This is a genomic window from Pseudooceanicola sp. NS-SX9, assembly GCF_057380705.1.
The window spans coordinates 450,218-475,955 of sequence record NZ_CM170818.1; the positions used below are offsets into that span (position 1 = coordinate 450,218).

Below are 25,738 nucleotides of genomic sequence, written 5' to 3' on the forward strand. Positions count from 1 at the left end.
GGGATCTTCGGGCCGTCAGTTCAGCCCGAAGATGTTGCGAATCGCGTTCTCGATCACCTGGTCGATCCGCTGGCCGCCGCCGCCCGCATTGCCGCTGTCGGCCACCGAACGGGTGGCGGGCGCGGGGGCCGGATGCAGCATCGGCAGCGGGTTGACCGGCTGGCCGGCCTCGACGCGGCTCATCACCTCGTGGAAGATCTCGGCCGGCAGGCCAGCGCCGGTGACGCCGGTCAGGGGCGTGTTGTCGTCGTAGCCCATCCAAACGCCCACCACGTAATCGGCCGAGAAGCCGATGAACCAGGCGTCCCGCGCGCTGGAGGTGGTGCCGGTCTTGCCGGCGATCTCGCGGTCGGGCAGGCCCGCGCGGATCCCCGAGCCCTGGGTGACGACCTGGCGCATCATGTAGATCAGCTCGCGCGCGGCATCCTGGCGGATCACCCGTTCGCCGATCCCCCCTTCCGAGCCCATCAGCGGCGTGCTGTCGCCCTGCAGCCGGATCGAGTTCACCCCGTAGGGCGTCACCGAGGAGCCGCCGTTGAGGATCCCGGCATAGCCGCCGACCATCTCGATCAGGGTGCTTTCCGAGGCGCCGAGCGCCAGCGCCGGGCCCTGGGCCAGGTCGGAATGGATGCCGAAGTCCTCGGCGACGGAACGCACCTTGTCGAGGCCCACCGCCTCGGCGACGCGGACGGCGGGGATGTTCAGCGAATGCGCCAGCGCGGTTTCCAGCGTCACCGGGCCGCGGAACTTGCGGTCATAGTTCTCGGGGGTCCAGGGACCCGAGCCGGGGATGTTGATCGTCAGCGGCGTGTCCTGAACGATGTCGTTGTAATGATAACCCATTTCCAGCGCCGTCGCGTAGACGAACGGCTTGAACGAGGACCCGGTCTGCCGCAGCGCCTGGGTGGCACGGTTGAAGACGCCGCCGCCCTTGATGTTGCGCCCGCCGACCATGGCGCGCACGGCGCCGTCGGCGCTCATCACCACGATGGCGGCCTGCGCCTTCGAGCCGTCCTTGACCTTGCCGTCGAAGACGCTGACCAGCGCGCTGTCGGCGGCCTTCTGGATGCGCTCGTCGAAGGTGGTGGAATAGATCACGTCCTCGGTCGTCTTGGTGCCCAGCGAATCGGGCACCGACGACATGATCCAGTCGGCGAAATAGCCGCCCGACTGTTCCCGTGCCTGGGCCGAAAGCTCGGCCGGGTGGGCATGGGCCTCGGTGGCCTGGGCGGCAGTCAGATAGCCCTCTTCCTTCATCAGCCCGATGATCACGTTGGCGCGGTTCTGGCTGCGCGCCAGGTTGCTGGTGGGCGCATAGCGCGTCGGCGCCACCAGAAGCCCCGCCAGCATCGCGGCCTCGGCCGGCGACAGCTTTTTGGCGGAATGGCCAAAGTAACGCTGGCTGGCGGCCTCGAAGCCGCGGGTGCCCTCGCCCAGATAGGCGCGGTTCATGTAGATCGACAGGATCTGGTCCTTGGAATAGCGCGTTTCCATCGCGACGGCATAGACGGCCTCCTTGGCCTTGCGCCACAGGGTGGTCTGGCGGCAGTCGGCCTCGTAGGCGTGTTCGTTCTTCCATTTCTTCGGATCATACGGTTCGCCCATGCACAGCAGCTTGGCGGTCTGCTGGGTGATGGTCGATCCGCCATGCCCCGACAGCGGGCTGCGCCCCTCGCGCAGGTTGATCGCCATGGCGCCGATGATGCCGCGCGGGCTGACGCCGAAATGGTGGAAAAAGCGGCGATCCTCGGTCGAGATGATCGCATGCACCAGGTTCGGCGAGACGGTCTTGGCATCGACGATGCCGCCGAACTGCTCGCCGCGCCAGGCGAAGGCATGGCCCTGGTCGTCCAGCATCGTGACCGAGCCCTTGGCCCGCCCGTCATAAAGATCCGCAGCCGGCGGCAGCGTCAGCGACACATAGGCCACCGAAACCACGATCGCGGCCACGGCAAAGGCCACCAGCCGCCAGGCCAGCCGCCAGGCCAGCGACAGCGCCAGCCGGAACGGCCACAGCACCGTCGCCACCAGCCCGCCCAGCAGGCCGCGCGGCGGCCGGCCGCCGCCACCGCCATTGCCGCCGCTGCGGCGCGGCGGGGCCTTGCGGGGCGGAGGTTTGGACGCGGCGGGATTGCGCGGCGGGCGTTGTCCCCCGCCCTGGCCGCCGCCCCTGCTGCCGCTTCCGGCCCCCGCACCTTTGGGCCCCGAAGAAGGCCGGCCGCCGCCCGCACCCCGCTTGTCCGCCACGAGGGGCGGTTTTCTGCGTCCTGAATCGCTCATGTCTTGCCTGTTCGCAGTTTTCTGCTTTGCAGCAGGTTACAGCTTTCCCCTGCGGTTGTGGACCCTTCCGCCACGGATATGGATCAATTTCGGACCCGGAAAAGGCTTCTTTGAATGATTAATAAGTGGGCAAATCAGGGGTGGTCGCACAACCTGACGGCGGGTTGTGTACATTTTCGGCTGGCAAAACCCGTGTGGTGCTACGCACGTCCGCGTGACGTGGCATAGCTGCCTGTGCCAAAGGCGGGAGCTTTCGCGAGGGGGCCCTCGGTCAAAGGAAGGGGAAAGTAGTGAAACTCATCATTGCGACAATCAAACCGTTCAAGCTGGAAGAGGTCCGCGAGGCGCTGACCGAGATCGGCGTTCGCGGGATGATGGTGACGGAAATCAAGGGCTTCGGCTCTCAGTCGGGGCATACCGAGATCTACCGCGGCGCGGAATACGCGGTGAATTTCGTCCCGAAGATCAAGCTTGAGATCGGGGTGTCGGCCGCCATGGCGGACCAGGTCGTCGAAACGATCACCAGCACGGCGAAGACCGGCAAGATCGGCGACGGCAAGATCTTCGTTCTGGACATCGCGCAGGCGGTGCGTGTGCGCACCGGCGAGATGAACGAAGACGCACTGTGATCGTCTGGACAGGGGAAAGGAACTCTCGATGAAATCTGTGATGAAACTGGGGGCGCTCGGGGCGCTTCTGGCGGTGCTGCCGGGCCTGGCAATGGCCCAGGACGCAGCCGCTGCAACGGTGAACAAGGGTGACGTCGCCTGGATGATGACCGCCTCGGCGCTGGTCCTGTTCATGACGATCCCGGGCCTGGCGCTGTTCTACGGCGGCCTGGTGCGCGCCAAGAACATGCTGTCGGTGCTGATGCAGGTCACGCTGGTCGCCTGCCTGGTCATGGTGCTGTGGGTCTTCTACGGCTACTCGATGGCCTTCGGCGGCGGCACCAGCCCGTTCTGGGGCGGCTTTGCCAAGGCCTTCCTGAAGGGCGTGACGATCGATTCCACCGCAGCCACCTTCACCGACGGCGTCGAGCTGCCGGAATATGTCTTCATCGCCTTCCAGATGACCTTCGCGGCCATCACCCCGGCGCTGATCGTCGGCGCCTATGTCGAACGCATCAAGCTGTCGGCCGTGCTGCTGTTCTCGGGTCTGTGGGCAACCTTCATCTACTTCCCCATCGCGCACATGGTGTGGGACGGCTCGGGCCTGGTGTTCAACTGGGGCGCGATCGACTTTGCTGGCGGCACCGTGGTGCACATCAACGCCGGTGTCGCGGCGCTGATGGTTTCGCTGGTGCTGGGCAAGCGCTTTGGCCTGGGCCGTGACAACATGGCGCCGCATTCGATGACGCTGACCATGGTCGGCGCCGGCATGCTGTGGTTCGGCTGGTTCGGCTTCAACGCCGGTTCGAACCTGGAAGCCACCGCCAACGCCACCCTGCCGCTGCTGAACACCTTCGTCGCCACCGCCGCCGCCGCGCTGAGCTGGTGCGCCTTCGAAGCCATGGGCCGCGGCAAGGCCTCTGGTCTGGGTGCCGCTTCGGGCATCGTCGCCGGTCTGGTCGCGATCACCCCGGCCTGCGGCACCATCGGTCCGGTCGGCGCCATCGTGCTGGGCCTGGTCGTTTCGCCGATCTGCCTGTTCTTCGTGACCACCGTGAAGAACTCGTTCGGCTATGACGACAGCCTCGACGTCTTCGGCGTGCACGGCATCGGCGGCATCGTCGGCGCAGTGGGCACCGGCTTCCTGACCTCGGCGTCGCTGGGCGGCCTGGGCTATGCGGATGGCGTGTCCATGGGCATGCAGGTCTGGATCCAGATCAAGGCCGTGCTGGTCACCATCGTGTGGTCGGGCGTCGGCTCGCTGATCCTGATCTACATCACCAAGGCCATCACCGGCCTGCGTCCGAGCCAGGAAGACGAACAGATCGGTCTCGATCTGACGACCCATGGCGAAAGCGCCTACCACAGCTGATCCCGCCCAAACCGGCAGATCATCGGAAACCGCCCCCCTTGGGGGGCGGTTTTTTCGTTCCCGCAGGCCGCGTGATCACATTTCACCCAGAGCGATCACGGATTCGCGTTCTGCTTGAAAACTGTGCTGTTTTCCCCATGAGCGGAAAAATACGGCAAAACCTGTCCGGTTTTCGCTGGCCAAGCCGGGCCCTTCCTACGCATTGCGGACGGACCGGGCTTTGCTGACCGGGCCAACGGCGGCATCGCAGGCGGAGCGGTGCTGCCCTCAGGAAGGGGAAACCAGTGAAACTGATCATTGCGACAATCAAGCCGTTCAAGCTGGAAGAGGTCCGCGAGGCGCTGACCGAGATCGGCGTGCGCGGCATGATGGTGACGGAAATCAAGGGCTTCGGCTCTCAGTCGGGGCATACCGAGATCTACCGCGGCGCGGAATACGCGGTGAATTTCGTCCCCAAGATCAAGCTTGAGATCGCGGTGTCGTCCGGCATGGCCGACCAGGTGGTCGAGACCATCGTGCGGGCCGCGAAGACCGGCAAGATCGGCGACGGCAAGATCTTCGTGCTGGATGTCGCGCAGGCCCTGCGCGTGCGCACCGGCGAAACCAACGAAGACGCGCTCTGAGTGCGCCCCGGACAGCAGAGGGAGACCCCATGAAACTTGCATCGAAACTGGCCCTCGTGGCCGCGCTTGCGGCGCTGCCGGGCCTGGCCCTGGCGCAGGATGCCGACGTGACGCCGCCGAACGGCGATATCGGCTTTATCTTCACCACCTTCATGTTCCTGGTCACCGGTTTCCTGGTGATGTTCATGGGCTGCGGCTTTGCCATGCTCGAGGCCGGGCTGGTGCGGCAGAAGAACGTCACCATGCAGCTGACCAAGAACGTCGCCCTGTTCGCCATCGCGGCGATCCTCTATTTCCTGGTCGGCTACAACCTGATGTACCCCGGCGACGGCTGGAGCGTGCCGAACCTGCTGGGCGCGTTCAAGCTGGCCACGCTGGAACCCGTGGGCCTTGAGGGCGCGGACCCGGACCTGAGCTATGCCTCGGTGGGCTCGGACTTCTTCTTCCAGCTGATGTTCTGCGCCACCACCTGCTCGATCGTGTCGGGCACCCTGGCCGAGCGCATCAAGCTGTGGCCCTTCCTGATCTTCTGCGTGCTGCTGGCGGGCTTCATCTACCCGATCCAGGCATCGTGGAAATGGGGCGGCGGCTTCCTGGACCAGATGGGCTTCCTGGACTTCGCGGGCTCGACCGTGGTGCATTCGGTGGGCGGCTGGTGCGCGCTGACCGGCGCGATCATCCTGGGGCCGCGGATCGGCAAGTTCAAGGACGGCCGGGTGAACCCGTTCCCGGGCTCGAACCTGACGCTGGCGGTGCTGGGCACCTTCATCCTGTGGATGGGCTGGTTCGGCTTCAACGGCGGCTCGCAGCTGTACATGGACACGGCCGGCAATGTCGCCGACATCAGCCGCATCTTCGCCAACACCAACACGGCGGCAGCCGGCGGCGCGGTGGCGGCGCTGATCCTGACGCAGATCATGTACGGCAAGGCCGACCTGACCATGGTGCTGAACGGCGCGCTGGCGGGGCTGGTGTCGATCACCGCGGAACCGCTGACGCCGGGCCTGGGATCGGCCACGATCATCGGCGCCATCGGTGGCATCCTGTGCGTTCTGGCCGTGCCGATGCTGGACCGGATGAAGATCGACGACGTCGTCGGCGCCATCCCGGTGCACCTGGTCTGCGGCATCTGGGGCACGCTGGCGGTCTGCTTCACCAACCCCGAGGCCAAGTTCGGCACGCAGCTTTATTCCATCGTCGCGGTGGGCGCGTTCTGCATCGTCGTCTCGTCGGTGATCTGGCTGCTGCTGAAGGTCACGCTGGGCCTGCGCGTCTCGGCCGAGGACGAGATCATGGGCCTCGACATGGCCGAGCTGGGCATGGAAGCCTATCCGGAATTCTCCAAGGGCTGAGGCCCTGTCGAGACCGGCAGACGAGGGGCCCGGGGGGATGCATTCCCCCGGGCCCTTTCGCGTCAGGGGGTGACCTTCACCGGTGCTCCGGTCGCCATGTCGGTGCCGGTATAGGGCAGGCCTGCGGCCTTCCAGGCGCCAAAGCCGCCCTCCATATGGGCGATCTTCGGCAGGCCGGCCTCGATCGCGCGGCGCGCCACCTTGTCGGATCGCATCCCCGAGCCGCAGTGCAGCACGATGCGCTTGCCCTCCTGGCCGGGCAGGGTGGCGGGGGTGAAGAAGGACATCGGCATCAGCAGCGCCCCCTCGACATGTTCGAACATGTATTCCTGGGGCGTGCGCACGTCGATCAGCACGATCTCTCCGGCGTCGAGCGCCGCCTTCACCTCGGCGGGGGTCAGGGTATCGAGCGGCACACCGTTGACGGTTTCGGTCTTCATCGGGTCCTCGGGGGCTGTGGCAGCAGGACGCGGGGCGCGGCAGGGCACTGCCGGTTTCGGGGGCCGGCCCGCGCGGGCATACTGGACCCCGGCGGCGGCGCTGTCATGGCCCGCTTTGCCCTGCGGCGATGCTTCGCGCCCCGGAACCGGCGCCGGGGCGGGGCGGCGACCTTGCAGAGGTTTGCCGCAGGTTGCATTCCGTGGTTAATTTGCGCGTCGGACAGCGTGGGGAACAGGGACAGATGTATGACTTGGCCGCCCTCGGGGCGTGGATCGAATTCGGGGTGCGCTGGCTGCACGTGATCACGGCGATCGCGTGGATCGGGTCCTCGTTCTACTTCATCGCGCTGGACCTGGGGCTGCACCGGGACCGCAACCTGGCCTCGGGCGCGGATGGCGAGGAATGGCAGGTGCATGGCGGCGGCTTCTACCATGTGCAGAAATACCTGGTGGCCCCCGCCGCGATGCCCGACGACCTGATCTGGTACAAATGGGAGGCCTATTCGACCTGGCTGTCGGGCTTTGCGCTGATGTGCCTGGTCTATTACCTGGGCGCGGGCTTCTACCTGGTGGATCCGGTGGTGCTGGACATCCCCACGGGCTGGGCGATCGTGATCTCGGTCTGCTCGCTGGCCTTCGGGTGGATCGTCTACGACCGGCTGTGCAAGTCGAAGTTCGGTGACGACAACACCCGGCTGATGCTGGGCCTTTACGTGCTGCTGGTGTGCCTGGCGTATTTCTACACCCATGTCTTTTCGGGGCGCGCGGCGCTGCTGCATCTGGGCGCCTTCACCGCCACCATCATGAGCGCCAACGTCTTCTTCATCATCATGCCGAACCAGCGCGTCGTGGTGGCGGATCTGAAGGCGGGCCGCAAGCCCCATGCCAAATACGGCAAGATCGCCAAGCAGAGGTCGACCCACAACAACTACCTGACGCTGCCGGTCATCTTCATGATGCTGTCGAACCACTATCCGCTGGCGTTCTCGACCCGGTATACCTGGATCATCGCCAGCCTGGTGTTCCTGATGGGCGTGACGATCCGGCATTTCTTCAACTCGATGCATGCGCGTCAGGGCCGGCCCTACTGGACCTGGCTGGTCACGGCGCTGATCTTCATCCTGATCGCCTGGCTGTCGACGGCGCCGCTGTTCTTCCACAAGGACCAGGAGCAGGTCAGCGAGGACCTGAGGCATTTCACCGACGCGCCGGGCTATGCGCAGGTGCATGACATCGTGATGGGGCGCTGTTCCATGTGCCACGCGAAAGAGCCGGGCTATGACGGCATCCTCTGGGCGCCGAAGGGGGTGCGGCTGGACACCGACGCCCAGATCGCCCGCAATGCCCGGATGATCTATCTGGAGGCGGGCCTCAGCCATGCTATGCCGCCCGCCAATGTCAGCTTCATGGAAGATGCCGAGCGGCAGAAGATCCGCGACTGGTACGCGGCGGCGACCAAGGGATGACGACCCGGGGGTGACGCCCAAGAGGTGACGGGGCAGGGGCCTTCGGGCCCCTTCTTCACGCCCAGTCGGTGGGCTGCGTCGCGTAGGCCACGTAAAGCGGATGGCGCGGTGCGCCGTCCTTCGTCAGCCCCAGATGCGCCAGCCGGCGCCCGGTGCCCTGCAGCAGCGCCTTCACCTGCGGCCCACGACCCATGTGGCTGCCATGCACGCCCCAGCCGCACAGGATCAGCCCCTCGGGGCCGATCCAGTCGGCGGCCTCCCGCAGCAGGCGGTCGTTTTCCGGCCCGATGGGCTGGGCGGCCTTCTTCAGCAGGGCCGGAGAGGTCTCTCGCCAGGCAAAGAGGTTGCAGACCCGGAACCCGCCGTAGCCCAGCGTGCGGGCGCGGCGTTCGCAGCGTTCGACGGTGGGGTCGTTCTGGGTCTCGGTCGCGGTCGAGGGGTTCAGCATCACGTAGAGGATACGGCCCCCGTCGCCCCATTCCCGGCTGAGCGCATAGCGGTAGCCTTCGCAGGGGGAATACAGCGCGGTGCTGAAGGCGTCACCCTTCTGGAACTGGCGTTCGATCATGGATGGTGTGGTGCCTTTTGCCGTGGATACCATGGGTGGTGGCTGATCTGCGGCCCGGGGAAAGGCGCGTCTGGACAGCCACGGGCCAGGGAGGCCATCCGGCCCCGGGACATCAACCGGACCCCGCAGGGTCCGTTCGGCACCGGCAGGCCGACCCGCCTGCGGAGTCCGGTCCTTCCCGGGATGGAAAAAGGGGAACGGAACCCCGTTCCCCCTCGCAGGATCAGTCTTCGGACAGGTTGAAGACGCGGCTGGGATGCAGGGCGCCGCCGCGGAACTGGCCCACCGCGACCGGCACGCCATCAAGGCTGGCCCAGCATTCCTCGCCGTAATCGAGCCCCGAGGCGATCACCATGCCGGGGTTGCCGTGGCGCAGGCGGGCGGCGCCTTCCGGCGTGGCCGAGACCTGCGGCAGATCGGTCAGGCCCAGTTCCAGCGGCAGCAGCAGCGCGTCCAGATCGGGGGTGCGGGCCAGCTCCTGGATGCGGTCGAAGGAAACGCCCTTGGCGGCCTCGAAGGGGCCGGACCAGACGCGGCGCAGCTCGCGGACATGGCCGTGGCAGCCCAGCTTCTCGCCCAGATCGCGGGCGATGGCGCGGACGTAGCCGCCCTTGCCGCAGACCATTTCCAGCGTCGCGTGATCGGCATCGGGGCGATCCAGCAGGATCAGGCTTTCGACGAAGAGGGGGCGGGCGGCGATCTCGAACTCTTCGTCATCGCGGGCGAGCTTATAGGCGCGTTCGCCGTCGATCTTCACCGCCGAGAACTTGGGCGGCACCTGCATGATGTCGCCGACAAAGCCGTGCAGGGCCTCTTTCAGCGTGGCGTCATCGGGGCGCGCGTCGCTTTCGGCGATCACCTGGCCCTCGGCGTCATCGGTGTTGGTGGCCTGCCCGAGGCGCACGGTAAAGACATAGGCCTTCAGCGCGTCGGTGATGTAGGGGACGGTCTTCGTCGCCTCGCCAAGCGCCACGGCCAGCACGCCGGTGGCCTCGGGGTCGAGGGTGCCGGCATGGCCCGCCTTGTTGGCATCGAAGGCCCAGCGGACCTTGTTCACCACGGCGTTCGAGGTCAGCCCGGCGGGCTTGTCCACCACGATCCAGCCCGAGATGTCACGTCCCTTGCGCCTGCGTCCCATGTCGGTCCCCTGAGAATGCGTCGTTGAATGGTCGTTCCGTTGAAGGCCGACCCTCTAAAGGGGCGGTGCGGCTGGGTCAACGGGTCTGTTGGCGGGGGCCATCCGCGGGGCTTGGGTTCGGGTCTGTGCGGGGGACCCGTTGGGGGGCCTCAGGCCGGACCGCCGGATCGGGGGGCGGTGGCTGCCGGATCGGAGGGCCCTTGCGCGGGCGGTCAGTTCGACGGCGCGCCGGGGGCCTCGGCGGCGGGGGCATCGACGACGACGCCGACGATCGGGCCCATGCCGCGGCCCCAGTCGTTGCGCCCCAGCTGCGGCGCGTAAAGCCGCGAGATGTTGCCATCGAAATACAGCGCCTGCGGCAGGTGCAGCCCGTCGCGGAAGTAGCTGGCGAATTCGTGGAAGGTGACCGGCTGGCGCGAGATCACGAAGACCGCCTTGCTGCCGTCCTCGGTGGTGCCGACGCCGTTGCGGATGTAGCGCGAGGTGCTGTCGGGCTTGAAGGCCGGGTGCAGCTGGCCGTCGATCACCAGCATCGGGCCGGACTGGGTGGCATAGGTGCAGTTCAGCTGGCCGCGCAGGGATTCATAGCGCAGGGTCTCGAAGACGCGGGCCTTGCCGGGGGTCAGGCAGAAGACGCCGTTCGGCAGCAGGCCGAAATTGCCGGGGCCCGCGTTCGGGACGACGCGCATCAGCTCCTTGCCGTCCTCGATGTAATGGCCGACGGGGCTGCGGTCTTCGTGGTACATGCCGGCGTTCATGGCAAAGCCCAGGGTCTTGCCCTCGACGCCGAGGCGGGCGTTCAGCGCGTCGAATTCGCCATAGGCCGCGCCGCCCGGATCATAGAGGAAGAGGCGCAGGTCGTCCTTGGCGGGGTCGACCTCGCACAGGGCATAGCGGGTGCCGTTCCAGGTGTCATTGCGGCACTCGAGGGCGGCGGCGGGCAACGGAAACAGCGGGGCCAGAAGCGGCGTCAGCCCGAGGGCGAGGAGGGCGGCGCGCAGGAACATGCCGCGCTCAGCCCTCGTCCTCGTCGTCGAAATCGTCATCGCTGCCGTGGATGTCGCGCTGCACGGTTTCATCCGAGAACAGGCGGCGCGTCTCGTCCAGGCGGTCGAAGGTCTCGTCCGGGCGGAAGCGCAGGTCGGGCGTGAACTTGAGGTTCAGCTTGCGGCCGATGGCGCGGCGCATCTCGTTCTTGTTGCGCTTCAGCAGCTGGATCGCCTCGGTCACGTCGCCGCCGCCGAGCGGCATCACGTAGGCCGTCGCGATCTTGAGATCGGGCGAGCAGCGGACTTCGCCCACGGTGATCGACAGGCGATTCAGCTCGGGGTCGTGGATGTCGCCACGCTGCAGCAGCTCCGAGAGGCCACGGCGAATGGTCTCGCCGACGCGAAGCTGACGCTGGGAGGGGCCGGGCCCGTCATGGAACTTGTTCTTGCTCATGGGCTGCATCTAGAGGTTTGCGGGTGTTTTGCCAAGTGGAGAGCGCGTGCGGGGGCGCTGCCCCCATCCCGCTGCGCGGGATTCCCCCGGCATATTTGGGGAAAGATGAAAGGGGCGGGGTGGCAGGGGCGCGGGTGCCGCGATATTGAGCGGAAAACCGGAGGGTCGAGATGGACGTGAAACCTGGAATCGTGATCACCGGCGCGGCGGGCCGGATGGGCCAGATGCTGATGCGCTGCGTGCTGGACAGCGACGCGGTGCGGCTGGCGGGGGCCGTGGTGCGCCCGGGCCATCCTTGGGTCGGGCGTGACGTGGGCGAGGCGATGGGCGGTGCGGCGGTGGGCGTCGTGGCCACCGATGACGCGCTGGAGGCCTTTGCGAAGGCGCAGGCGGTGATCGATTTCACCACCCCTGCGGCGACGCTGGAATTCGCCGCGCTGGCGGCGCAGGCGCGGGCGGTGCACGTGATCGGTACCACCGGCTTTGCCCCCGAGGAGATCGCGGCGCTGGAGCCCGCGGCGCGTCACGCGGTGATCGTTCGGGCCGGCAACATGAGCCTTGGGGTGAACCTGCTGGTGCAGCTGGCGAAACAGGTGGCCACGGCGCTGGACGAGGATTTCGACATCGAGGTGGTGGAATATCACCATCGCCGCAAGGTCGATGCGCCTTCGGGCACCGCGCTGATGCTGGGCGAGGCGGCCGCAGAAGGCCGTCGGGTCGAGCTGGCCGAGGTCGCCGACCGCGGTCGCGACGGCATCACCGGGGCGCGGGAGCGCGGCCATATCGGCTTTGCCGCGGTGCGGGCGGGCGGCATCATCGGCGAGCATGACGTGATCTTTGCCTCGGAGAGCGAGCGGGTGATCCTGCGCCATGTGGCCGAAGACCGCTCGGTCTTTGCGCGCGGCGCCATCAAGGCCGTGCTCTGGGGGCAGGGGAAGGCGCCGGGGCAGTACGACATGCTGGACGTGCTGGGGCTGAAGGGGCGCGGCTGAGGGGCGGGGAAAACCCGGGTGCGCGCGGGTTTTTGACCTGCGGGTGGATTGATTTTCCGCAGCTTTCGTGGATTGTCGGGCCATGCTCTGCCGGTCCCGCGTCCCCCCGCTTCCCGTCCTGTGCCTTGGTCTGGCCCTGGTGATCCTGTCGCAGCTGTCGCAGCCTTCGGCGGCGCAGGGGTTGCAGCGGATCCAGACCCGCCGCGACTTTCTGGCGGTGGTCGAGGGGCGCGTGCTGTGGTCGCTGGGGCTGAGCCTGCGAGTGAAGGACAACGGCAACCTGCGCGGCGACAGCCTGGGCCGGCGTGTCACCGGCAGCTGGCATTGGCAGGACGGGTTGTTCTGCCGCACCATGACCGCCGAGGGGCGGACCCTGCCGATGAACTGTCAGACGGTGCAGCGCGTGGCGGACATGCTGCGCTTTACCGCAGATGCCGGAAAGGGCGCGCGGCGGGACTTTCAGATCCGCTGAGGCGGCCCTGGCATGTCGGGGCCTTGCCGCCTGTCCGGCAGTGGCCCGTGCAGGGGCGGCACCGGTGAGCCCAAAGGCCCGGCCCCGGCCATCAGGCGGTCACAAGCTGTCTGGAGATCAAAAGTCGATCGCCAGGCCCTTCTTCTCCCAGTCGCCGAAGCGCGAAGGGTCCAGCCCGTCGCGGCCGCCATATTCCTTCGGGCGGGCGGCGGCCTCGGCATCGGCCTGGGCGCGGCGTTCGGCGGCCTCGGCCAGCGCCCGCTGCGCGGCGGGCGGCAGATCGGCGATCTTCAGCCCCGATGCGGTTTCGGCGTCGGTTTCGGGCAGGGCGGCGGGTTGGTCTGCGTCGGACATGGCGGTTCCTTTCGGCTTGGCCCATGATATACGCGCGCCCTGAGCCATTCTCAACCACGCCGGACCTGTCCATGCCCTCGCCCAAACGCCCCCGTTCGCCTGCTGCCCGATCCTCTGACGTGCCGAAGGCCCCGCGCCGCCCGCTGGGGGCGCGCGCGGCGGCGCTGCGGATGCTGAACGAGGTGCTGGGCGAAACCCCGCGTCTGCTGGCCGACCTGTCCGAGGCGCCCTGGGCGCGCGACATGGCGGGGGCCGACCGGGCGCGGGCGCAGCGGCTGGCGGCCGAGACGCTGCGCGGGCTGGAACGCTGCGACCGGCTGCTGGGCAAGCATCTGAAGAAGCAGCCGCCGCTGCCGGTGCTGAACCTGCTGCGCATCGCCACCTGGGAGCTTGCCCAGGGCGAGGCCGCCCATGGCGTGGTCAACGAGGCGGTGAATGCCGTGGCGGCGATGCCGCGGCAGGGGCATCTGAAGGGGCTGGTCAACGCGGTGCTGCGCAAGATCGCCGACGAGGCGCCCGCCGAATGGCCCAAGCTGCGCGCGCCGCGGCTGCCCGACTGGCTGCGCGAACCGCTGCTGCAGGCCTACCCGTCCGAGCGGATGCTGGCCTTCGAGGCCGCCCATGCGGCGGGGGCGCCGCTGGACATCACGCCGCGCGATCCGGCGCAGGCGGCGGATTGGGCGGACCGGCTTGGGGGGACGCTGCTGCCCACCGGATCGGTCCGGCTGGCCGAGGCGGGGCAGATCTCGGCCTTGCCGGGATATGAGGCGGGGCAATGGTGGGTGCAGGATGCGGCCGCCGCGCTGCCGGTGCGGCTGCTGGCGCCCCGGCCGGGGGAAACCGTGCTGGACCTGTGCGCGGCGCCCGGGGGCAAGACGCTGCAGATCGCGGCCGCAGGGGCCACTGTCACCGCGCTCGACCTGTCGGCGCACCGGCTGAAGCGGCTGGAGGCCAACCTGCAGCGCACCGGGCTGAAGGCCACCGTGCTGGTCGGCGACGCGATGGAGCATCAGGGCCGCTACGACGCGATCCTGCTGGATGCGCCCTGTTCTGCGACCGGCACGATTCGCCGTCACCCCGATCTGCCCCATGCCCGCGACGGCGCCGAGATCGGCGACCTGATCGGCCTGCAATCCTTCATGATCGACCATGCGCTGTCGCTGCTGAGCCCCGGCGGGCGGCTGGTGTTCTGCACCTGCTCGCTGATCCCCGACGAGGGCGAATGCCAGATCGAGGAGGCGCTGGAGCGTCACCCGGACCTGAGCGTCGACCGCACCGCTCTGGCGCGTCCGGGCATCGACCCGGCGTGGATCACCGAAGAGGGCGGGCTGCGGCTGACCCCGGACCTGTGGCCCGATCTGGGCGGCATGGACGGGTTCTACATGGCGGTGCTGCGGCGGGGCTGATCCCCGCCGAGGCGCCCACCCCGGGGGCTTTGCGCCATGACATCGCCTCCGGCCAACGTTAATTTACCGGCGCGGCGCCGTCAGAGCGCCCGAGAGCGTCAGAGGCCCCCATGTCCCCTTCCCACCCCCGGTCGGATTTCGCATCGCCCGGGTTTATGGACCATTACCAGGCCCGTCGTGCCACCCGGGCCCGCCCGGTCACTGCCCTGCTGGCGCAGCCCGATCCGCGCAGCGTCGGCAGCTACACCCGCGGCTTTGCCCTGTTGCAGGGCAAGTACCTGTTCGCGGGTCAGATCCTGCCGGGCCGCTCGTTGTGGCAGGCCGAGGTCACGGATGGCGCCTTCCTGGAAGAGATCCACGGCTTTCTGTGGCTCGATGATCTGGCGGCGGTCGGCAGCCCCTCGGCGCGGCAGCTGGCGCAGGACTGGATTTCCGACTGGTTCGACCGCTACGGCCGGGGCCAGGGGCCGGGCTGGCGGGCCGATCTGACGGGGCGGCGGCTGCTGCGGCTGCTGCACCATGCGCAGTTCCTGCTGCATGGTCAGGACGCGGCCGCACAGCGCGCCTATGTGCTGGGGCTGGCCCGCCAGACGCTGTTCCTGGCGCGGCGCTGGAAGGCCGCCCCCGAGGGGCTGCCCCGTTTCGAGGCCCTGGCCGGGCTGATCTGCACCGGGCTGGTGCTGGACCGGATGCGGCCCAAGGTCGATGCCGGGCTGCGCGCCCTGGAACGCGAGGTCTCGGTGCGGATCGGGCCGCAGGGGCAGATCCCCTCGCGCAACCCCGAGGAGCTGCTCGAGATCTTCTGCCTGCTGACCTGGACGGGACTGGCGCTGCAACAGGCCGAACGGCGGATCGGGCCGCAGCTGGGGCGTGCCATCGTGCGCATCGCGCCGGTGCTGCGCCGGCTGCGGCATGGCGACGGCACGCTGGCGCGGTTCCACGGCGGCGGCCCCGGCGTCGACGGCCGGCTGGACCAGGCGCTGCGCGACAGCGGCGTGCCCGCGCACCTCAGCACCGGCATGGCGATGGGCTATGCCCGGATGCAGGCCGGGCGCACCGACGTGATCGTCGATGCCCAGCCCCCCGCCCAAGGGCCTGCCGGACGCGAGGCCCATGCCTCGACCCTGGCGTTCGAACTGACCTCGGGGCGGCGGCCGCTGATCGTCAGCTGCGGCACCGGGCGCGCCCTGGGCGAGGACTGGCGCCGCGCCGGGCGCTCGACCCCGTCGCATTCGACCCTGTGCCTTGAGGGCAAGTCGTCCTCGGGGCTGACCGGTCCGGGGCCGCTGCACGATGTGCCGCGCGACACGCCCCACACCCTGCAGACCCTGCGCGAGGGCATCCGTTTCGAAGGCGCCCATGACGGCTATGCGAAGGCCACCGGCCTGCACCATGTCCGCAGTCTGGCGCTGGAACCCGGCGGCCGGGCGCTGGAGGGCGAGGACCTGCTGCTGACCCTGTCGGATCCCGACAAGCGCCGCTTTGACCGGGCGCTGCGCGACGCACCCAGGGGGCTGGCCTGGCAGCTGCGTTTCCACCTGCATTCCGACGTGCGTGCCGATCCCGATCTGGCGCGGCAGTCCGTCACCCTGACCCTGCCCACCGGCGAGGCCTGGATCTTTCGCCCCGAGGGCCAGTTCGAGCTGTCGGTCGATGCCTCGATCCTGATGGAAAGGGACAGCCTGAAGCCGGTTCCGACCAAACAGCTGGTTCTCTCCGGGCGCACAATGGAGTATGCGACGCGCATTCGCTGGTCTTTCGCCAAGGCAGAGGGTACTCCCCTCGCCATCCGGGACGTCCCCGTCGAGGCGGCCGAGACCCCCGCGATCGAAGTGACCTGACCTTGTAACGCTGCCTGGACCAGACCCATGACCGATACCCTCGCACTTCACCCGGTGCGCCGCGCGCTGATTTCCGTTTCCGACAAGACCGGCCTGGTGGAGCTCGCCTCGGCGCTGACCGCGCGCGGGATCGAACTGCTGTCGACCGGCGGCAGCGCCAAGCTGCTGCGCGAAGCGGGCCTGACCGTGAAGGACGTCGCCGACGTCACCGGCTTCCCCGAGATGATGGACGGCCGCGTCAAGACGCTGCATCCCAAGGTCCACGGCGGCCTGCTGGCGCTGCGTGACGATCCGAACCACGTCGCCGCCATGGAAGCCCATGACATCGGCCCGATCGACCTGCTGGTCGTGAACCTTTACCCGTTCGAGGCCACCGTCGCCGCCGGTGCCGACTATGACACCTGCATCGAGAACATCGACATCGGCGGCCCGGCGATGATCCGCGCGGCGGCGAAGAACCACAAGTTCGTCAACGTCGTCGTCGATACCGAAGACTACGCCGCCCTGCTGGCCGAGCTGGACGCCCACGACGGCGCCACCAGCTATGCCTTCCGCCAGACGCTGGCGCAGACCGCCTATGCCCGCACCGGTGCCTATGACGCCGCCGTGTCGACCTGGATGGCCGATGCCCTGGGGGAAACCGCCCCCCGCCGCCGCGTCTTTGCCGGCACGCTGGCGCAGACCCTGCGCTATGGCGAGAACCCGCACCAGACCGCGGCCTTCTACACCGACGGCTCGGCCCGTCCGGGTGTTGCGACGGCGACCCAGGTGCAGGGCAAGGAACTGTCCTACAACAACATCAACGACACCGATGCGGCGTTCGAGCTGGTGTCGGAATTCCTGCCCGCCAACGGCCCGGCCTGCGCGATCATCAAGCACGCCAACCCCTGCGGCGTGGCGCGCGGCGAAACCCTGCGCCAGGCCTATCTGAACGCCTTCGACTGCGACCGGACCTCGGCCTTTGGCGGCATCATCGCGCTGAACCAGCCGCTGGACCTGGAAACCGCCGAGGAAATCAGCCAGATCTTCACCGAGGTCATCATTGCCCCCGGCGCCGATGACGCGGCCAAGGAACTGCTGGCGAAGAAGAAGAACCTGCGCCTGCTGCTGACCGAAGGCCTGGCCGATCCCAAGACCGCCGGTCTGATGATCAAGCAGGTCTCGGGCGGGATGCTGGTGCAGGACAAGGACGCGGGCCATATCGACATGGACGATCTGAAGGTCGTGACCAAGCGCAAGCCCTCGGACAAGGAAATGGCCGATCTGCTGTTCGCCTGGAAAGTCGCCAAGCACGTGAAGTCGAACGCCATCGTCTACGTCAAGGACGGCGCGACCGTGGGTGTGGGCGCCGGCCAGATGAGCCGCGTCGACAGCTGCCGCATTGCCGCCCGCAAGGCGCATGACATGGCCGAGGCCCTGGGTCTGGCGGAGCCGCTGACCCGCGGTTCGGTCGTGGCGTCGGATGCGTTCTTCCCCTTCGCCGACGGCCTGCTGACCGCCGCCGAAGCCGGGGCGACCGCGGTGATCCAGCCCGGCGGCTCGATGCGCGACCAGGAAGTGATCGATGCGGCAGACGCGGCAGGTCTGGCGATGGTCATGACCGGCATGCGCCACTTCCGCCACTGAGCCCGCGATGCGCATCGTCACGCTGACAGCCCTGCTGGCGATCCTCCTGGACCAGGCGACGAAAATCGCCGTGGTCCAGGGGCTGGACCTGCAGAACAAGCTGCGGATCAACGTCATCGACGGGATCTTCAGCTTTCGCATGGCCTGGAACGAGGGCATCAACTTTGGCCTGTTCGCCGGCAGCGGCAGCCAGAATGCCCGCTGGGTCCTGATCGGCGTCGCAGCGGTCATCTGCGCCGCCGTGGCGGTCTGGGTCAGGCGCGCGCGTCCGGGCACCTGGGGCCAGATCGCCGGAGGGCTGATCATCGGCGGTGCGCTCGGGAATGTGATCGACCGCCTCTGGTACGGGGCGGTCGCCGATTTCCTGAATGTCACCTGTTGCGGGATTGCCAATCCCTTCGCCTTCAACGTGGCGGATGCGGCCATCTTCTTCGGCGCCGTGCTGCTTGTGCTGATGCCCGCCCAGAAAGGGGCGTGACCTCACCATGGCGATGCGATACTCCTCGCCCGAAACAAGGAGGCTGCCGATGAGAATGGCTACGGGTCTTGCGCTGGCAACGGTGTGTGCGCTGGCGGCCTGCGGAAGCGATGACAATATCGCTCTGCGCCGATATCACCCCGCATCGTCGGGCCCCGAGGAATTCGACGTCATTCCGACCAAGGAACTGCAGAAGCCCGCGGATTACAGCACCCTTCCGGTGCCGACGCCGGGCGGAACCAACCTGGTCGATCCGACGCCCAAGGCCGATGCCATCGCGGCGCTCGGCGGCAAGCCCTCGGCGGCGGTGCCCACGGGCAGCATTCCCGCGGCCGACGGGGCGCTGGTCAGCTATGCGGCGCGCGGCGGCTCGGATCCTTCGATCCGCCAGACCCTGGCCAGCGAGGACCTGGCCTTCCGCAAGCGCCAGTCGGGCTTTGACGCGCTGAACATCTTCGGTGTCGACCGCTACTACCAGGCCTACGAGAAGTATTCCTTGGATCCCCAGAAGGTCGTCGCCTGGGCCCGGGCCAAGGGAATCAAGACGCCCTCCGCCCCTCCGGGCGACGGGGCCGTGGCGGGCTTCCTGGGCGGCACGCCGCTGCCGCAGGACAAGAAGCTGGATGCCTATTGGGTCAATCCTGACAAATGATTGGGCCCGACACGTGAGCGGGCCTGCCAAGTGATCGGACCTGACAAGTGATCAGACGGGGGCGGGGCCGATGGCACCGCCCCTTTCGCATCACACGTCCCGATTGTGTTTGCTGCGCGCCCTGCTACCCTTGCTCTACACAAGCCGGTGAGATGACCCGGCGTGGCTTGCGAGGCCGCATCCGCGCCGTATCTTTCCCCCGATGTTCGTTCAGCGAAAAGGAGAGCGCATGCCTATGCGGCTCGCGGTGGGGGCCCTTGCCCTTGCCAGTCTGACCTCCCCGGCGATGGCCGCGGACACCACCGACCAGGTGAGCGATTTCAAGCTCGACAACGGTCTGGAAGTCGTCGTGATCGAGGATCACCGCGCCCCGGCCGTGGTCCAGATGGTCTGGTACAAGGTCGGCGCCGCCGACGAGAAACCCGGCGTCTCGGGCATTGCCCACTTCCTGGAACACCTGATGTTCAAGGGCACCGACACGGTGAAGGATGGCCAGTTCTCGGCCACGGTGGCGGCCAACGGGGGCTCGGACAATGCGTTCACCACCCAGGACTACACGGCCTATTTCCAGCGCGTCGCCGCGGATCGCCTGCCGCTGATGATGCAGATGGAAGCCGACCGGATGACCCATCTGAAGCTGACGCCCGATGTCGTGAAGACCGAGCGCCAGGTCATCCTGGAAGAGCGCGCCATGCGCACCGACAGCAATCCCCAGGCCCTGTTCGGCGAACAGATGGATGCGGCGCAGTACATGAACAGCCCCTACGGCATTCCCGTCATCGGCTGGCGCCAGGAGATGGAGAAGCTGTCGCTGAAGGAAGCGACCGATTTCTACCACACCTACTATGCCCCGAACGACGCGGTGCTGGTGGTGGCGGGCGACGTGACCCCCGACAAGGTCAAGGCGCTGGCCCAGCAGTATTACGGGCCCATCCCCGCCAATCCCGACCTGCCCGCGCGCCTGCGCCCGCAAGAGCCGCCGCAGCTGGCCGAGCGTCGCCTGACGATGCACGATCCGCGCGTGGCCCAGCCCTACATGATGCGCAGCTATCTGGCGCCTGAGCGCCGCCATGACGACCAGCAGCAGGCCGCCGCGCTGGAACTGCTGTCGGACCTGCTGGGGGGCAACACGGGCAAGCTTTACGATGCGCTGGTGGTGCAGAAGAAGCTCGCCGTCTATGCCTCGGCCTATTATTCGGGCCTCAGCCATGACCAGACGACCTTTGGCGTCTATGGTGCGCCGGCGCCGGGCGTGACGCTGGAACAGCTTGAGGCCGGCATCGACGACGTGCTGGCGCAGTTCCTGAAGGATGGCGTGGACCCGCAGGACCTGGACCGGATCAAGATGCAGATCAAGGCCGGGCAGATCTATCAGCGCGACAACGTGGGGGGGCTGGCGCGGATGTACGGCGCGGCGCTGGCGACGGGGCTGACGGTTTCGGACGTGCAGGCCTGGCCCGGGATCCTCGAGGCCACGACGCCCGACCAGATCATGGCCGCCGCCCGGGCGGTGCTGGACCGCGACCATGCCGTCACCGGCTACCTGACGCCGCCCGGATCCGACAAAGGGACCGACGCCCCCGCCGCCATCGCGGCGCCCGCAACCGGGGAGATGACCCGATGATCCGTTTCGTCCTGCCCGTTCTTGTCACCCTCGTGGCGGTGCCCGCCGCGGCCGAGGTGCATATCCAGAAGGTCACCAGCCCCGGTGGCATCACCGCCTGGCTGGTCGAGGAGCGCTCGATTCCCTTCACCGCGCTCGACATGCAGTTCGCGGGCGGCGCATCCCTGGACCTGCCGGGCAAGCGCGGGGCCACCAACCTGATGACCGGGCTGCTGGAAGAGGGCTCGGGGAAGATGGACAGCCAGCAGTTCGCCAAGGCCGAGGACGACCTGGCGGCCAGCTTCGGCTATGATGCCGATGACGACGCGCTGTCGGTCTCGGCGCGGTTCCTGACGCAGAATCGCGACAAGGCGGTGGACCTGCTGCGCCAGTCCCTGGTCGAACCCACCTTCCCGCAGGATGCCATTGACCGGGTGCGCGACCAGGTGCTGTCGGTGATCGCCTCGGACAGCCAGGACCCGGGCAGCATCGCCTCGGACACCTTCGACCGGGAGGTCTACGGCGATCACCCCTATGCCACGTCGCTGAACGGCACCGAGGCCAGCGTCAAGGCGCTGAGCCGCGACGACATCGTGACCGCCTGGAAGGATGTCATGGTGAAGAACCGCGTCAGCATCGCGGCCGTGGGCGACATCACCCCTGATCAGCTGGGCAAGTTGCTGGACCGGCTGCTGGGCGATCTGCCGACGGGGGGCGTGGCGCTGCCGAAGGACGCGACGCTGACGCTGAAGCCCGGGGTGACGGTGGTGCCCTACGACACGCCGCAGGCGCAGGTCCTGTGGGCGCAGAAGGGGCTGGGGCTGGATGATCCGGATTTCTACCCGGCCTATGTGCTGAACACGATCCTGGGCGGCGGCAGCTTTGAAAGCCGTCTGATGAAGGAGGTCCGCGTCAAGCGCGGCCTGACCTATGGTGTCTATTCCTATCTGGTGGACCGCGATCATGCGGATCTGTGGATGGGATCTGTGGCGTCCTCGAACGCGAAGGTGGCCGAGGCGATCCAGGTCATCAAGGACCAGTGGGGCGAGGTCGCGAAGAACGGTGTCACCGCCGAGGAGCTGGCCAATGCCAAGAAGTACATGACGGGGGAATACCCGCTGCGCTTTGACGGCAACGGCACCATCGCCTCGATCCTGGTGGGGATGCAGCATGACGGCATGCCGATCGACTACCCGGCGTCGCGCAATGACAAGATCGAGGCGGTGACGCTGGCGGATGTGAACCGGGTGGCGAAGGCATACCTGGACCCGGCCAAGCTGCATTTCGTGGTGGTGGGCAAGCCCGTGGGCCTGCCGGAGGATGCGGCCGGCAAGTGACGGTGCGTGCGGAGCTGCGGCGAGGGGGAGGGGGCTGTCTGCCCCCTCTGCCAGCCCTGCGGGCTGTCATTCACCCCCGAGGGTATTTCGGGCCAGATGAAAGAACCGGTCCCGCGCGGGGGCGGTTGCGGTCTGGATCGGTGGCGTTTGCATGGCGTCTGGGCCGCAGGGGAAGGGGGCTGGCTGACCGATGCGGCATGGCCGGAAGGGGCCGGTTCGCGGGGTCTTGCCTGCTGTGGGGCAAGGTTGCGCGCATTGTCCGGGCGAATCACTTATGGGCGGAACCTTCAAGCTTCTGCGATTTTTTCCGCCTTCGCCTTTCGCCTGTGGCAGAAATTGGATTATTGTTGCACCATCGAAGCAAGAAGACAGCCCAAGAGCGCCAATGAAGGTGCCGGGGTGGTTCAGAGGCAGAGAACTTGGAGGCTAGTTACATGACATCCCGGACCCTTGCGGCCGCAGCGGTACTTGCGCTGATGGCAGGCGGAGCCCATGCCCAACAGGAGAGCGACAATCGCGTTTCGGTGAAAACCGACTGGAGCGTGTTCGAGGATTCCAACCCGAAGGAATGCTGGGCGGTGTCGGTGCCGAAATCGACGGTGAACAGCAAGGGCGGCAAGCCCGTGCAGGTGTCGCGCGGCGAGATCCAGCTGATGGCCTTCTACCGGCCGGCCTCGAATGTCAGCGGGCAACTGGCGTTTACCGGGGGCTATCCCTTCGCGTCGGGCTCGACTGTGACGCTGGTGGTGGGCAGCAGCAAGTTCGATCTGTACACCGAGGGTGAATGGGCCTGGCCCGCCAGCGCCGGTGACGATGCCAAGATCCTGGCGTCGATGAAGGCGGGCGCCGAGGCAGTGCTGACCGGCCATTCCAGCCGCGGCACGCAGACACAGGACACCTTCTCGCTGAGCGGTTTCACCGCAGCGCTGGAGGAATCGCAGAAGCGCTGCAAGTAAGCCGGGCGTGGCATGCGAAAGGCCAGGGGGCGTCATGCGTGACGCGCCCTGTTTTCATGTGCGGACGAATCCGCTATAACCCCTGACCTTGAGCAGGAGCCGCCACCGATGAGCCAGACCCCCACCGCCCCGATCACCCAGGATGTGATGACGATCCCCCGGAAGCTTCCGGAAGGGCCGGTGAACCTTGTCGGTCTGACGCGGGAGGGGATGCGTCAGGCGCTGCTGGAGGCCGGCACGCCGGAAAAGCAGATCAAGATGCGTCTGAACCAGGTCTGGCAGTGGGTCTACCATTGGGGGGTGCGCGACTTTGACCTGATGACCAACCTGGCCAAGGATTACCGGGCGCTGCTGCAGGATCACTTTGTGATCGAGTTGCCGGAAATGGTCTCGAAGCTGGTCTCGGAAGACGGCACGCGGAAATACCTGGTGCGGATTGCCGGCGGCCACGAAGTCGAAGTGGTCTATATCCCCGAGGCAGACCGCGGCACGCTTTGCGTGTCGTCGCAGGTGGGCTGCACGCTGACCTGCTCGTTCTGCCACACGGGTACGCAGAAGCTGGTGCGTAACCTGACGCCCGGGGAAATCGTCGGGCAGATCATGCTGGCGCGCGATGACCTGGATGAATGGCCGACCCCCGGCCAGCCCAAGGACGAGACGCGCCTGCTGTCAAACATCGTGCTGATGGGCATGGGCGAGCCGCTCTACAATTTCGAGGGCGTGCGTGACGCGATGAAGATCGCCATGGATGGCGAGGGGATTGCCCTGTCGCGCCGCCGGATCACGCTGTCGACCTCGGGCGTGGTGCCCGAGATCGCCCGTGCCGCCGAGGAAATCGGCTGCCTGCTGGCGGTGTCGTTCCACGCCACGACGGACGAGGTTCGCGACAAGCTGGTGCCGATCAACAAGCGCTGGAACATCGAGACGTTGCTGGCAGCGCTGAAGGACTATCCGAGGCTGTCGAATTCGGAACGCATCACCTTCGAATACGTGATGCTGAAGGATGTGAACGACAGCGACGAGGATGCGCGCCGTCTCGTGCGGCTGATCTCGGGGATTCCAGCCAAGATCAACCTGATCCCGTTCAACGAATGGCCCGGCTCGCCCTACCAGCGCTCGGACTGGACGCGGATCCGCAAGTTCGCCGACATCATCCACAAGGCGGGCTATGCCTCGCCGATCCGCACGCCGCGGGGCGAGGATATCATGGCGGCCTGCGGTCAGCTGAAATCGGCCACCGAACGCGCGCGCAAGTCGCGGGCGCAGATCGCTCAGGAAGCGGGTCTCTGACGGCAAGGGGGAAGGGGGCGCTGCCCCCGTCTCCTGCGGAGACTCCCCCGGAGTATTTCCGGTCAGATGATGAAGAACCGGTTCTTTCATCTGACCATAAATACTCCCGCCGGAGGCTCGGCGCCGTCAGGCGCCGAATTTTCATCCCAGTCGGGCCGCACCGAAGCGGCTGAGCGCCAGAAGCACGGCCGCTGTGCCAAGGCAGGCGGGCAATCCGCCCAGCTGGTAGCTGAGGCCCGAGAGCAGCGTGCCCAGAAGCCTGCCGGCCGCATTCGCCATGTAGTAGAAGCCCACGTCCATCGTGACCCGGTCGCCGCTGGTGAAGGCCAGGATCAGGTAGGAATGCAGCGCCGAGTTCACGGCGAAGAGCGCTCCGAAGGCCAGGAGGCCCAGCACCAGGGCTGTTGTCAGCCAAGGGGCGGGGGCCGGGTGGAGGAGGCTCAGCAGGGCTAGGGTGGCTGGCAATGCGATGAGGCCTGTGACCCAGGGGCGGGCGGCGCGGATCAGCTCGGGTTGGGGGCGGGTGCGGGCGCGCAGGATCTTCGGGGCCAGCGCCTGCATGGCGCCGTAGAGGATCGTCCAGAGCGCCATGAAGCCGCCGATCGCGAAGAAGGCGGCGTGGTCGGCCTCGGGGGTGCCATCGGAGAGCACCGCGTAGAAGTAGATCGGGATGCCCACAACGAACCAGACGTCGCGGGCGCCGAACAGGAAGACCCGCGCGAAGCTGAGCCAGTTGACGTTCGGGTCGCTGGAGAGGACCTCGGTGAATTTCACGCCCTTTTTGCCGGCGGGCAGGCCGGGGGGCATTCGCCAGATCACGGCCGCCAGGATCAGGGCCAGGACGGCCGCCATGCCCAGCACGGCGGGCGTGAAGCCCGCGACCGCCAGCAGGCCCGCACCCAGCAGGAAGCCCGCGCCCTTGACCGCGTTCTTCGAGCCGGTCAGCACGGCCACCCAGCGGAACAGCCCCGCCTTGCCGGAAGGGGCCAGCAGTTTCACCGCGGATTTGGAACTCATCTTGGCGAGGTCCTTGGCGATGCCGCTGAGGCCCTGCACCGCCATCACATAGGCGACCGAGGGCCAGAGGCCCCAGCCCGGGTCGAGCCGGGCCAGCGCCAGCAGGGCCAGCACCTGCAGCGAGAGGCCCGCGTAAAGCGTGCGGGTCAGGCCGAAGCGTGCCGCCAGCCACCCGGCGCAGAGGTTGGTGGCCATGCCCGCGACCTCGTAGAGCAGGAACAGGTAGGCCAGCTGCACCGGGGAAAAGCCCAGGTCATGGAAATGCAGCAGCACCAGCATCCGCAGGGCGCCGTCGGTCAGCATGAAGGCCCAGTAGGCCATGGTGACGGCGACATAGGCCTGAAGGGCGCCTCTGGCGGGCGGGGTGTCTGTCATCGGAACCTCCGGGGGCGGTGGCGGGTGGCGGCTTGCATATTTGGGGAAA

General features: G+C 67.5%; 24 protein-coding genes. 16 read left to right on the forward strand and 8 right to left on the reverse strand.

Annotated elements, in window-relative coordinates; all coding sequences use genetic code 11:
* Positions 1-15: 15 nt before the first annotated feature.
* A complete protein-coding gene (locus AC2ITM_RS02185; protein ID WP_486468204.1) occupies positions 16-2,280 on the reverse strand; it encodes a transglycosylase domain-containing protein in 2,265 nt (754 codons plus the stop codon).
* Between the two features lie 290 nt (positions 2,281-2,570).
* Between AC2ITM_RS02185 and AC2ITM_RS02190 the strand changes: the two genes are divergently transcribed.
* The 4 genes from AC2ITM_RS02190 (at position 2,571) to AC2ITM_RS02205 (ending at position 6,235) form a co-directional block, all read left to right on the forward strand.
* Positions 2,571-2,909 (forward strand): P-II family nitrogen regulator, encoded by a 339-nt coding sequence (locus AC2ITM_RS02190; RefSeq protein ID WP_486468205.1) that lies wholly within the window; start codon positions 2,571-2,573, stop codon positions 2,907-2,909.
* A 28-nt stretch (positions 2,910-2,937) separates the two neighbouring features.
* The gene (locus AC2ITM_RS02195; protein WP_486468206.1) at positions 2,938-4,260 is read left to right on the forward strand and encodes an ammonium transporter; all 1,323 of its coding nucleotides are present in this window, start codon (positions 2,938-2,940) and stop codon (positions 4,258-4,260) included.
* A 284-nt stretch (positions 4,261-4,544) separates the two neighbouring features.
* On the forward strand, positions 4,545-4,883 hold the full coding sequence (locus AC2ITM_RS02200) for a P-II family nitrogen regulator (RefSeq protein WP_486468207.1): 339 nt from the start codon (positions 4,545-4,547) through the stop codon (positions 4,881-4,883).
* A 29-nt stretch (positions 4,884-4,912) separates the two neighbouring features.
* Positions 4,913-6,235, forward strand: coding sequence for an ammonium transporter (locus tag AC2ITM_RS02205; protein WP_486468208.1), 1,323 nt, complete (start codon positions 4,913-4,915; stop codon positions 6,233-6,235).
* A 62-nt stretch (positions 6,236-6,297) separates the two neighbouring features.
* Here the strand turns inward: AC2ITM_RS02205 and AC2ITM_RS02210 are convergent, their stop codons facing one another.
* The gene (locus AC2ITM_RS02210) at positions 6,298-6,675 is read right to left on the reverse strand and encodes a rhodanese-like domain-containing protein (protein WP_486468209.1); all 378 of its coding nucleotides are present in this window, start codon (positions 6,673-6,675) and stop codon (positions 6,298-6,300) included.
* A gap of 242 nt (positions 6,676-6,917) precedes the next feature.
* Between AC2ITM_RS02210 and AC2ITM_RS02215 the strand changes: the two genes are divergently transcribed.
* Positions 6,918-8,141: a urate hydroxylase PuuD gene (locus tag AC2ITM_RS02215; RefSeq protein WP_486468210.1), complete on the forward strand. Its 1,224-nt coding sequence runs from the start codon at positions 6,918-6,920 to the stop codon at positions 8,139-8,141.
* A 55-nt stretch (positions 8,142-8,196) separates the two neighbouring features.
* On the opposite strand, the gene AC2ITM_RS02220 is transcribed toward AC2ITM_RS02215, so the two are convergent.
* From AC2ITM_RS02220 to rbfA, 4 genes are all read right to left on the reverse strand, one after another.
* Complete coding sequence (locus AC2ITM_RS02220; protein WP_486468211.1) at positions 8,197-8,709, reverse strand: DUF1643 domain-containing protein; 513 nt, start codon at positions 8,707-8,709, stop codon at positions 8,197-8,199.
* A 223-nt stretch (positions 8,710-8,932) separates the two neighbouring features.
* Entirely contained in the window at positions 8,933-9,847 is a 915-nt protein-coding gene (gene truB / locus AC2ITM_RS02225; RefSeq protein WP_486468212.1) for a tRNA pseudouridine(55) synthase TruB, read from the reverse strand.
* A 212-nt stretch (positions 9,848-10,059) separates the two neighbouring features.
* A complete protein-coding gene (locus tag AC2ITM_RS02230) occupies positions 10,060-10,854 on the reverse strand; it encodes a phosphodiester glycosidase family protein (protein WP_486468213.1) in 795 nt (264 codons plus the stop codon).
* A 7-nt stretch (positions 10,855-10,861) separates the two neighbouring features.
* Complete coding sequence (gene rbfA / locus AC2ITM_RS02235; RefSeq protein ID WP_486468214.1) at positions 10,862-11,290, reverse strand: 30S ribosome-binding factor RbfA; 429 nt, start codon at positions 11,288-11,290, stop codon at positions 10,862-10,864.
* A 170-nt stretch (positions 11,291-11,460) separates the two neighbouring features.
* Here rbfA and dapB point away from each other — a divergent pair, with 170 nt between their 5' ends.
* On the forward strand, positions 11,461-12,282 hold the full coding sequence (gene dapB, locus AC2ITM_RS02240) for a 4-hydroxy-tetrahydrodipicolinate reductase (RefSeq protein WP_486468215.1): 822 nt from the start codon (positions 11,461-11,463) through the stop codon (positions 12,280-12,282).
* Positions 12,283-12,364: 82 nt separating this feature from the next.
* Positions 12,365-12,754, forward strand: a complete 390-nt coding sequence (locus AC2ITM_RS02245; RefSeq protein WP_486468216.1) for a hypothetical protein — start codon at positions 12,365-12,367, stop codon at positions 12,752-12,754.
* A gap of 117 nt (positions 12,755-12,871) precedes the next feature.
* On the opposite strand, the gene AC2ITM_RS02250 is transcribed toward AC2ITM_RS02245, so the two are convergent.
* The gene (locus AC2ITM_RS02250; RefSeq protein WP_486468217.1) at positions 12,872-13,108 is read right to left on the reverse strand and encodes a DUF1674 domain-containing protein; all 237 of its coding nucleotides are present in this window, start codon (positions 13,106-13,108) and stop codon (positions 12,872-12,874) included.
* A 71-nt stretch (positions 13,109-13,179) separates the two neighbouring features.
* Between AC2ITM_RS02250 and AC2ITM_RS02255 the strand changes: the two genes are divergently transcribed.
* The 9 genes from AC2ITM_RS02255 (at position 13,180) to rlmN (ending at position 24,297) form a co-directional block, all read left to right on the forward strand.
* Positions 13,180-14,514 (forward strand): RsmB/NOP family class I SAM-dependent RNA methyltransferase, encoded by a 1,335-nt coding sequence (locus AC2ITM_RS02255; protein WP_486468218.1) that lies wholly within the window; start codon positions 13,180-13,182, stop codon positions 14,512-14,514.
* A gap of 110 nt (positions 14,515-14,624) precedes the next feature.
* Positions 14,625-16,355, forward strand: coding sequence for a heparinase II/III family protein (locus AC2ITM_RS02260; RefSeq protein ID WP_486468219.1), 1,731 nt, complete (start codon positions 14,625-14,627; stop codon positions 16,353-16,355).
* 27 nt (positions 16,356-16,382) lie between these two features.
* Positions 16,383-17,981, forward strand: coding sequence for a bifunctional phosphoribosylaminoimidazolecarboxamide formyltransferase/IMP cyclohydrolase (purH, locus tag AC2ITM_RS02265; protein WP_486468220.1), 1,599 nt, complete (start codon positions 16,383-16,385; stop codon positions 17,979-17,981).
* Positions 17,982-17,988: 7 nt separating this feature from the next.
* Positions 17,989-18,459: a signal peptidase II gene (lspA, locus tag AC2ITM_RS02270; RefSeq protein ID WP_486468221.1), complete on the forward strand. Its 471-nt coding sequence runs from the start codon at positions 17,989-17,991 to the stop codon at positions 18,457-18,459.
* Between the two features lie 55 nt (positions 18,460-18,514).
* On the forward strand, positions 18,515-19,111 hold the full coding sequence (locus AC2ITM_RS02275; RefSeq protein WP_486468222.1) for a DUF3035 domain-containing protein: 597 nt from the start codon (positions 18,515-18,517) through the stop codon (positions 19,109-19,111).
* 229 nt (positions 19,112-19,340) lie between these two features.
* A complete protein-coding gene (locus tag AC2ITM_RS02280; protein WP_486468223.1) occupies positions 19,341-20,735 on the forward strand; it encodes a M16 family metallopeptidase in 1,395 nt (464 codons plus the stop codon).
* Positions 20,732-22,051, forward strand: a complete 1,320-nt coding sequence (locus AC2ITM_RS02285; protein WP_486468224.1) for a M16 family metallopeptidase — start codon at positions 20,732-20,734, stop codon at positions 22,049-22,051. The genes AC2ITM_RS02280 and AC2ITM_RS02285 overlap by 4 nt, the downstream gene beginning before the upstream one ends.
* A gap of 434 nt (positions 22,052-22,485) precedes the next feature.
* Positions 22,486-23,007: an invasion associated locus B family protein gene (locus AC2ITM_RS02290; RefSeq protein WP_486468225.1), complete on the forward strand. Its 522-nt coding sequence runs from the start codon at positions 22,486-22,488 to the stop codon at positions 23,005-23,007.
* A gap of 108 nt (positions 23,008-23,115) precedes the next feature.
* On the forward strand, positions 23,116-24,297 hold the full coding sequence (gene rlmN / locus AC2ITM_RS02295) for a dual-specificity RNA methyltransferase RlmN (RefSeq protein ID WP_486468226.1): 1,182 nt from the start codon (positions 23,116-23,118) through the stop codon (positions 24,295-24,297).
* 141 nt (positions 24,298-24,438) lie between these two features.
* Here the strand turns inward: rlmN and arsJ are convergent, their stop codons facing one another.
* Positions 24,439-25,689 carry an organoarsenical effux MFS transporter ArsJ gene (arsJ, locus tag AC2ITM_RS02300; RefSeq protein ID WP_486468227.1) on the reverse strand — a complete coding sequence of 417 codons (1,251 nt, stop codon included), beginning with the start codon at positions 25,687-25,689 and terminating at the stop codon, positions 24,439-24,441.
* Positions 25,690-25,738: the final 49 nt, after the last annotated feature.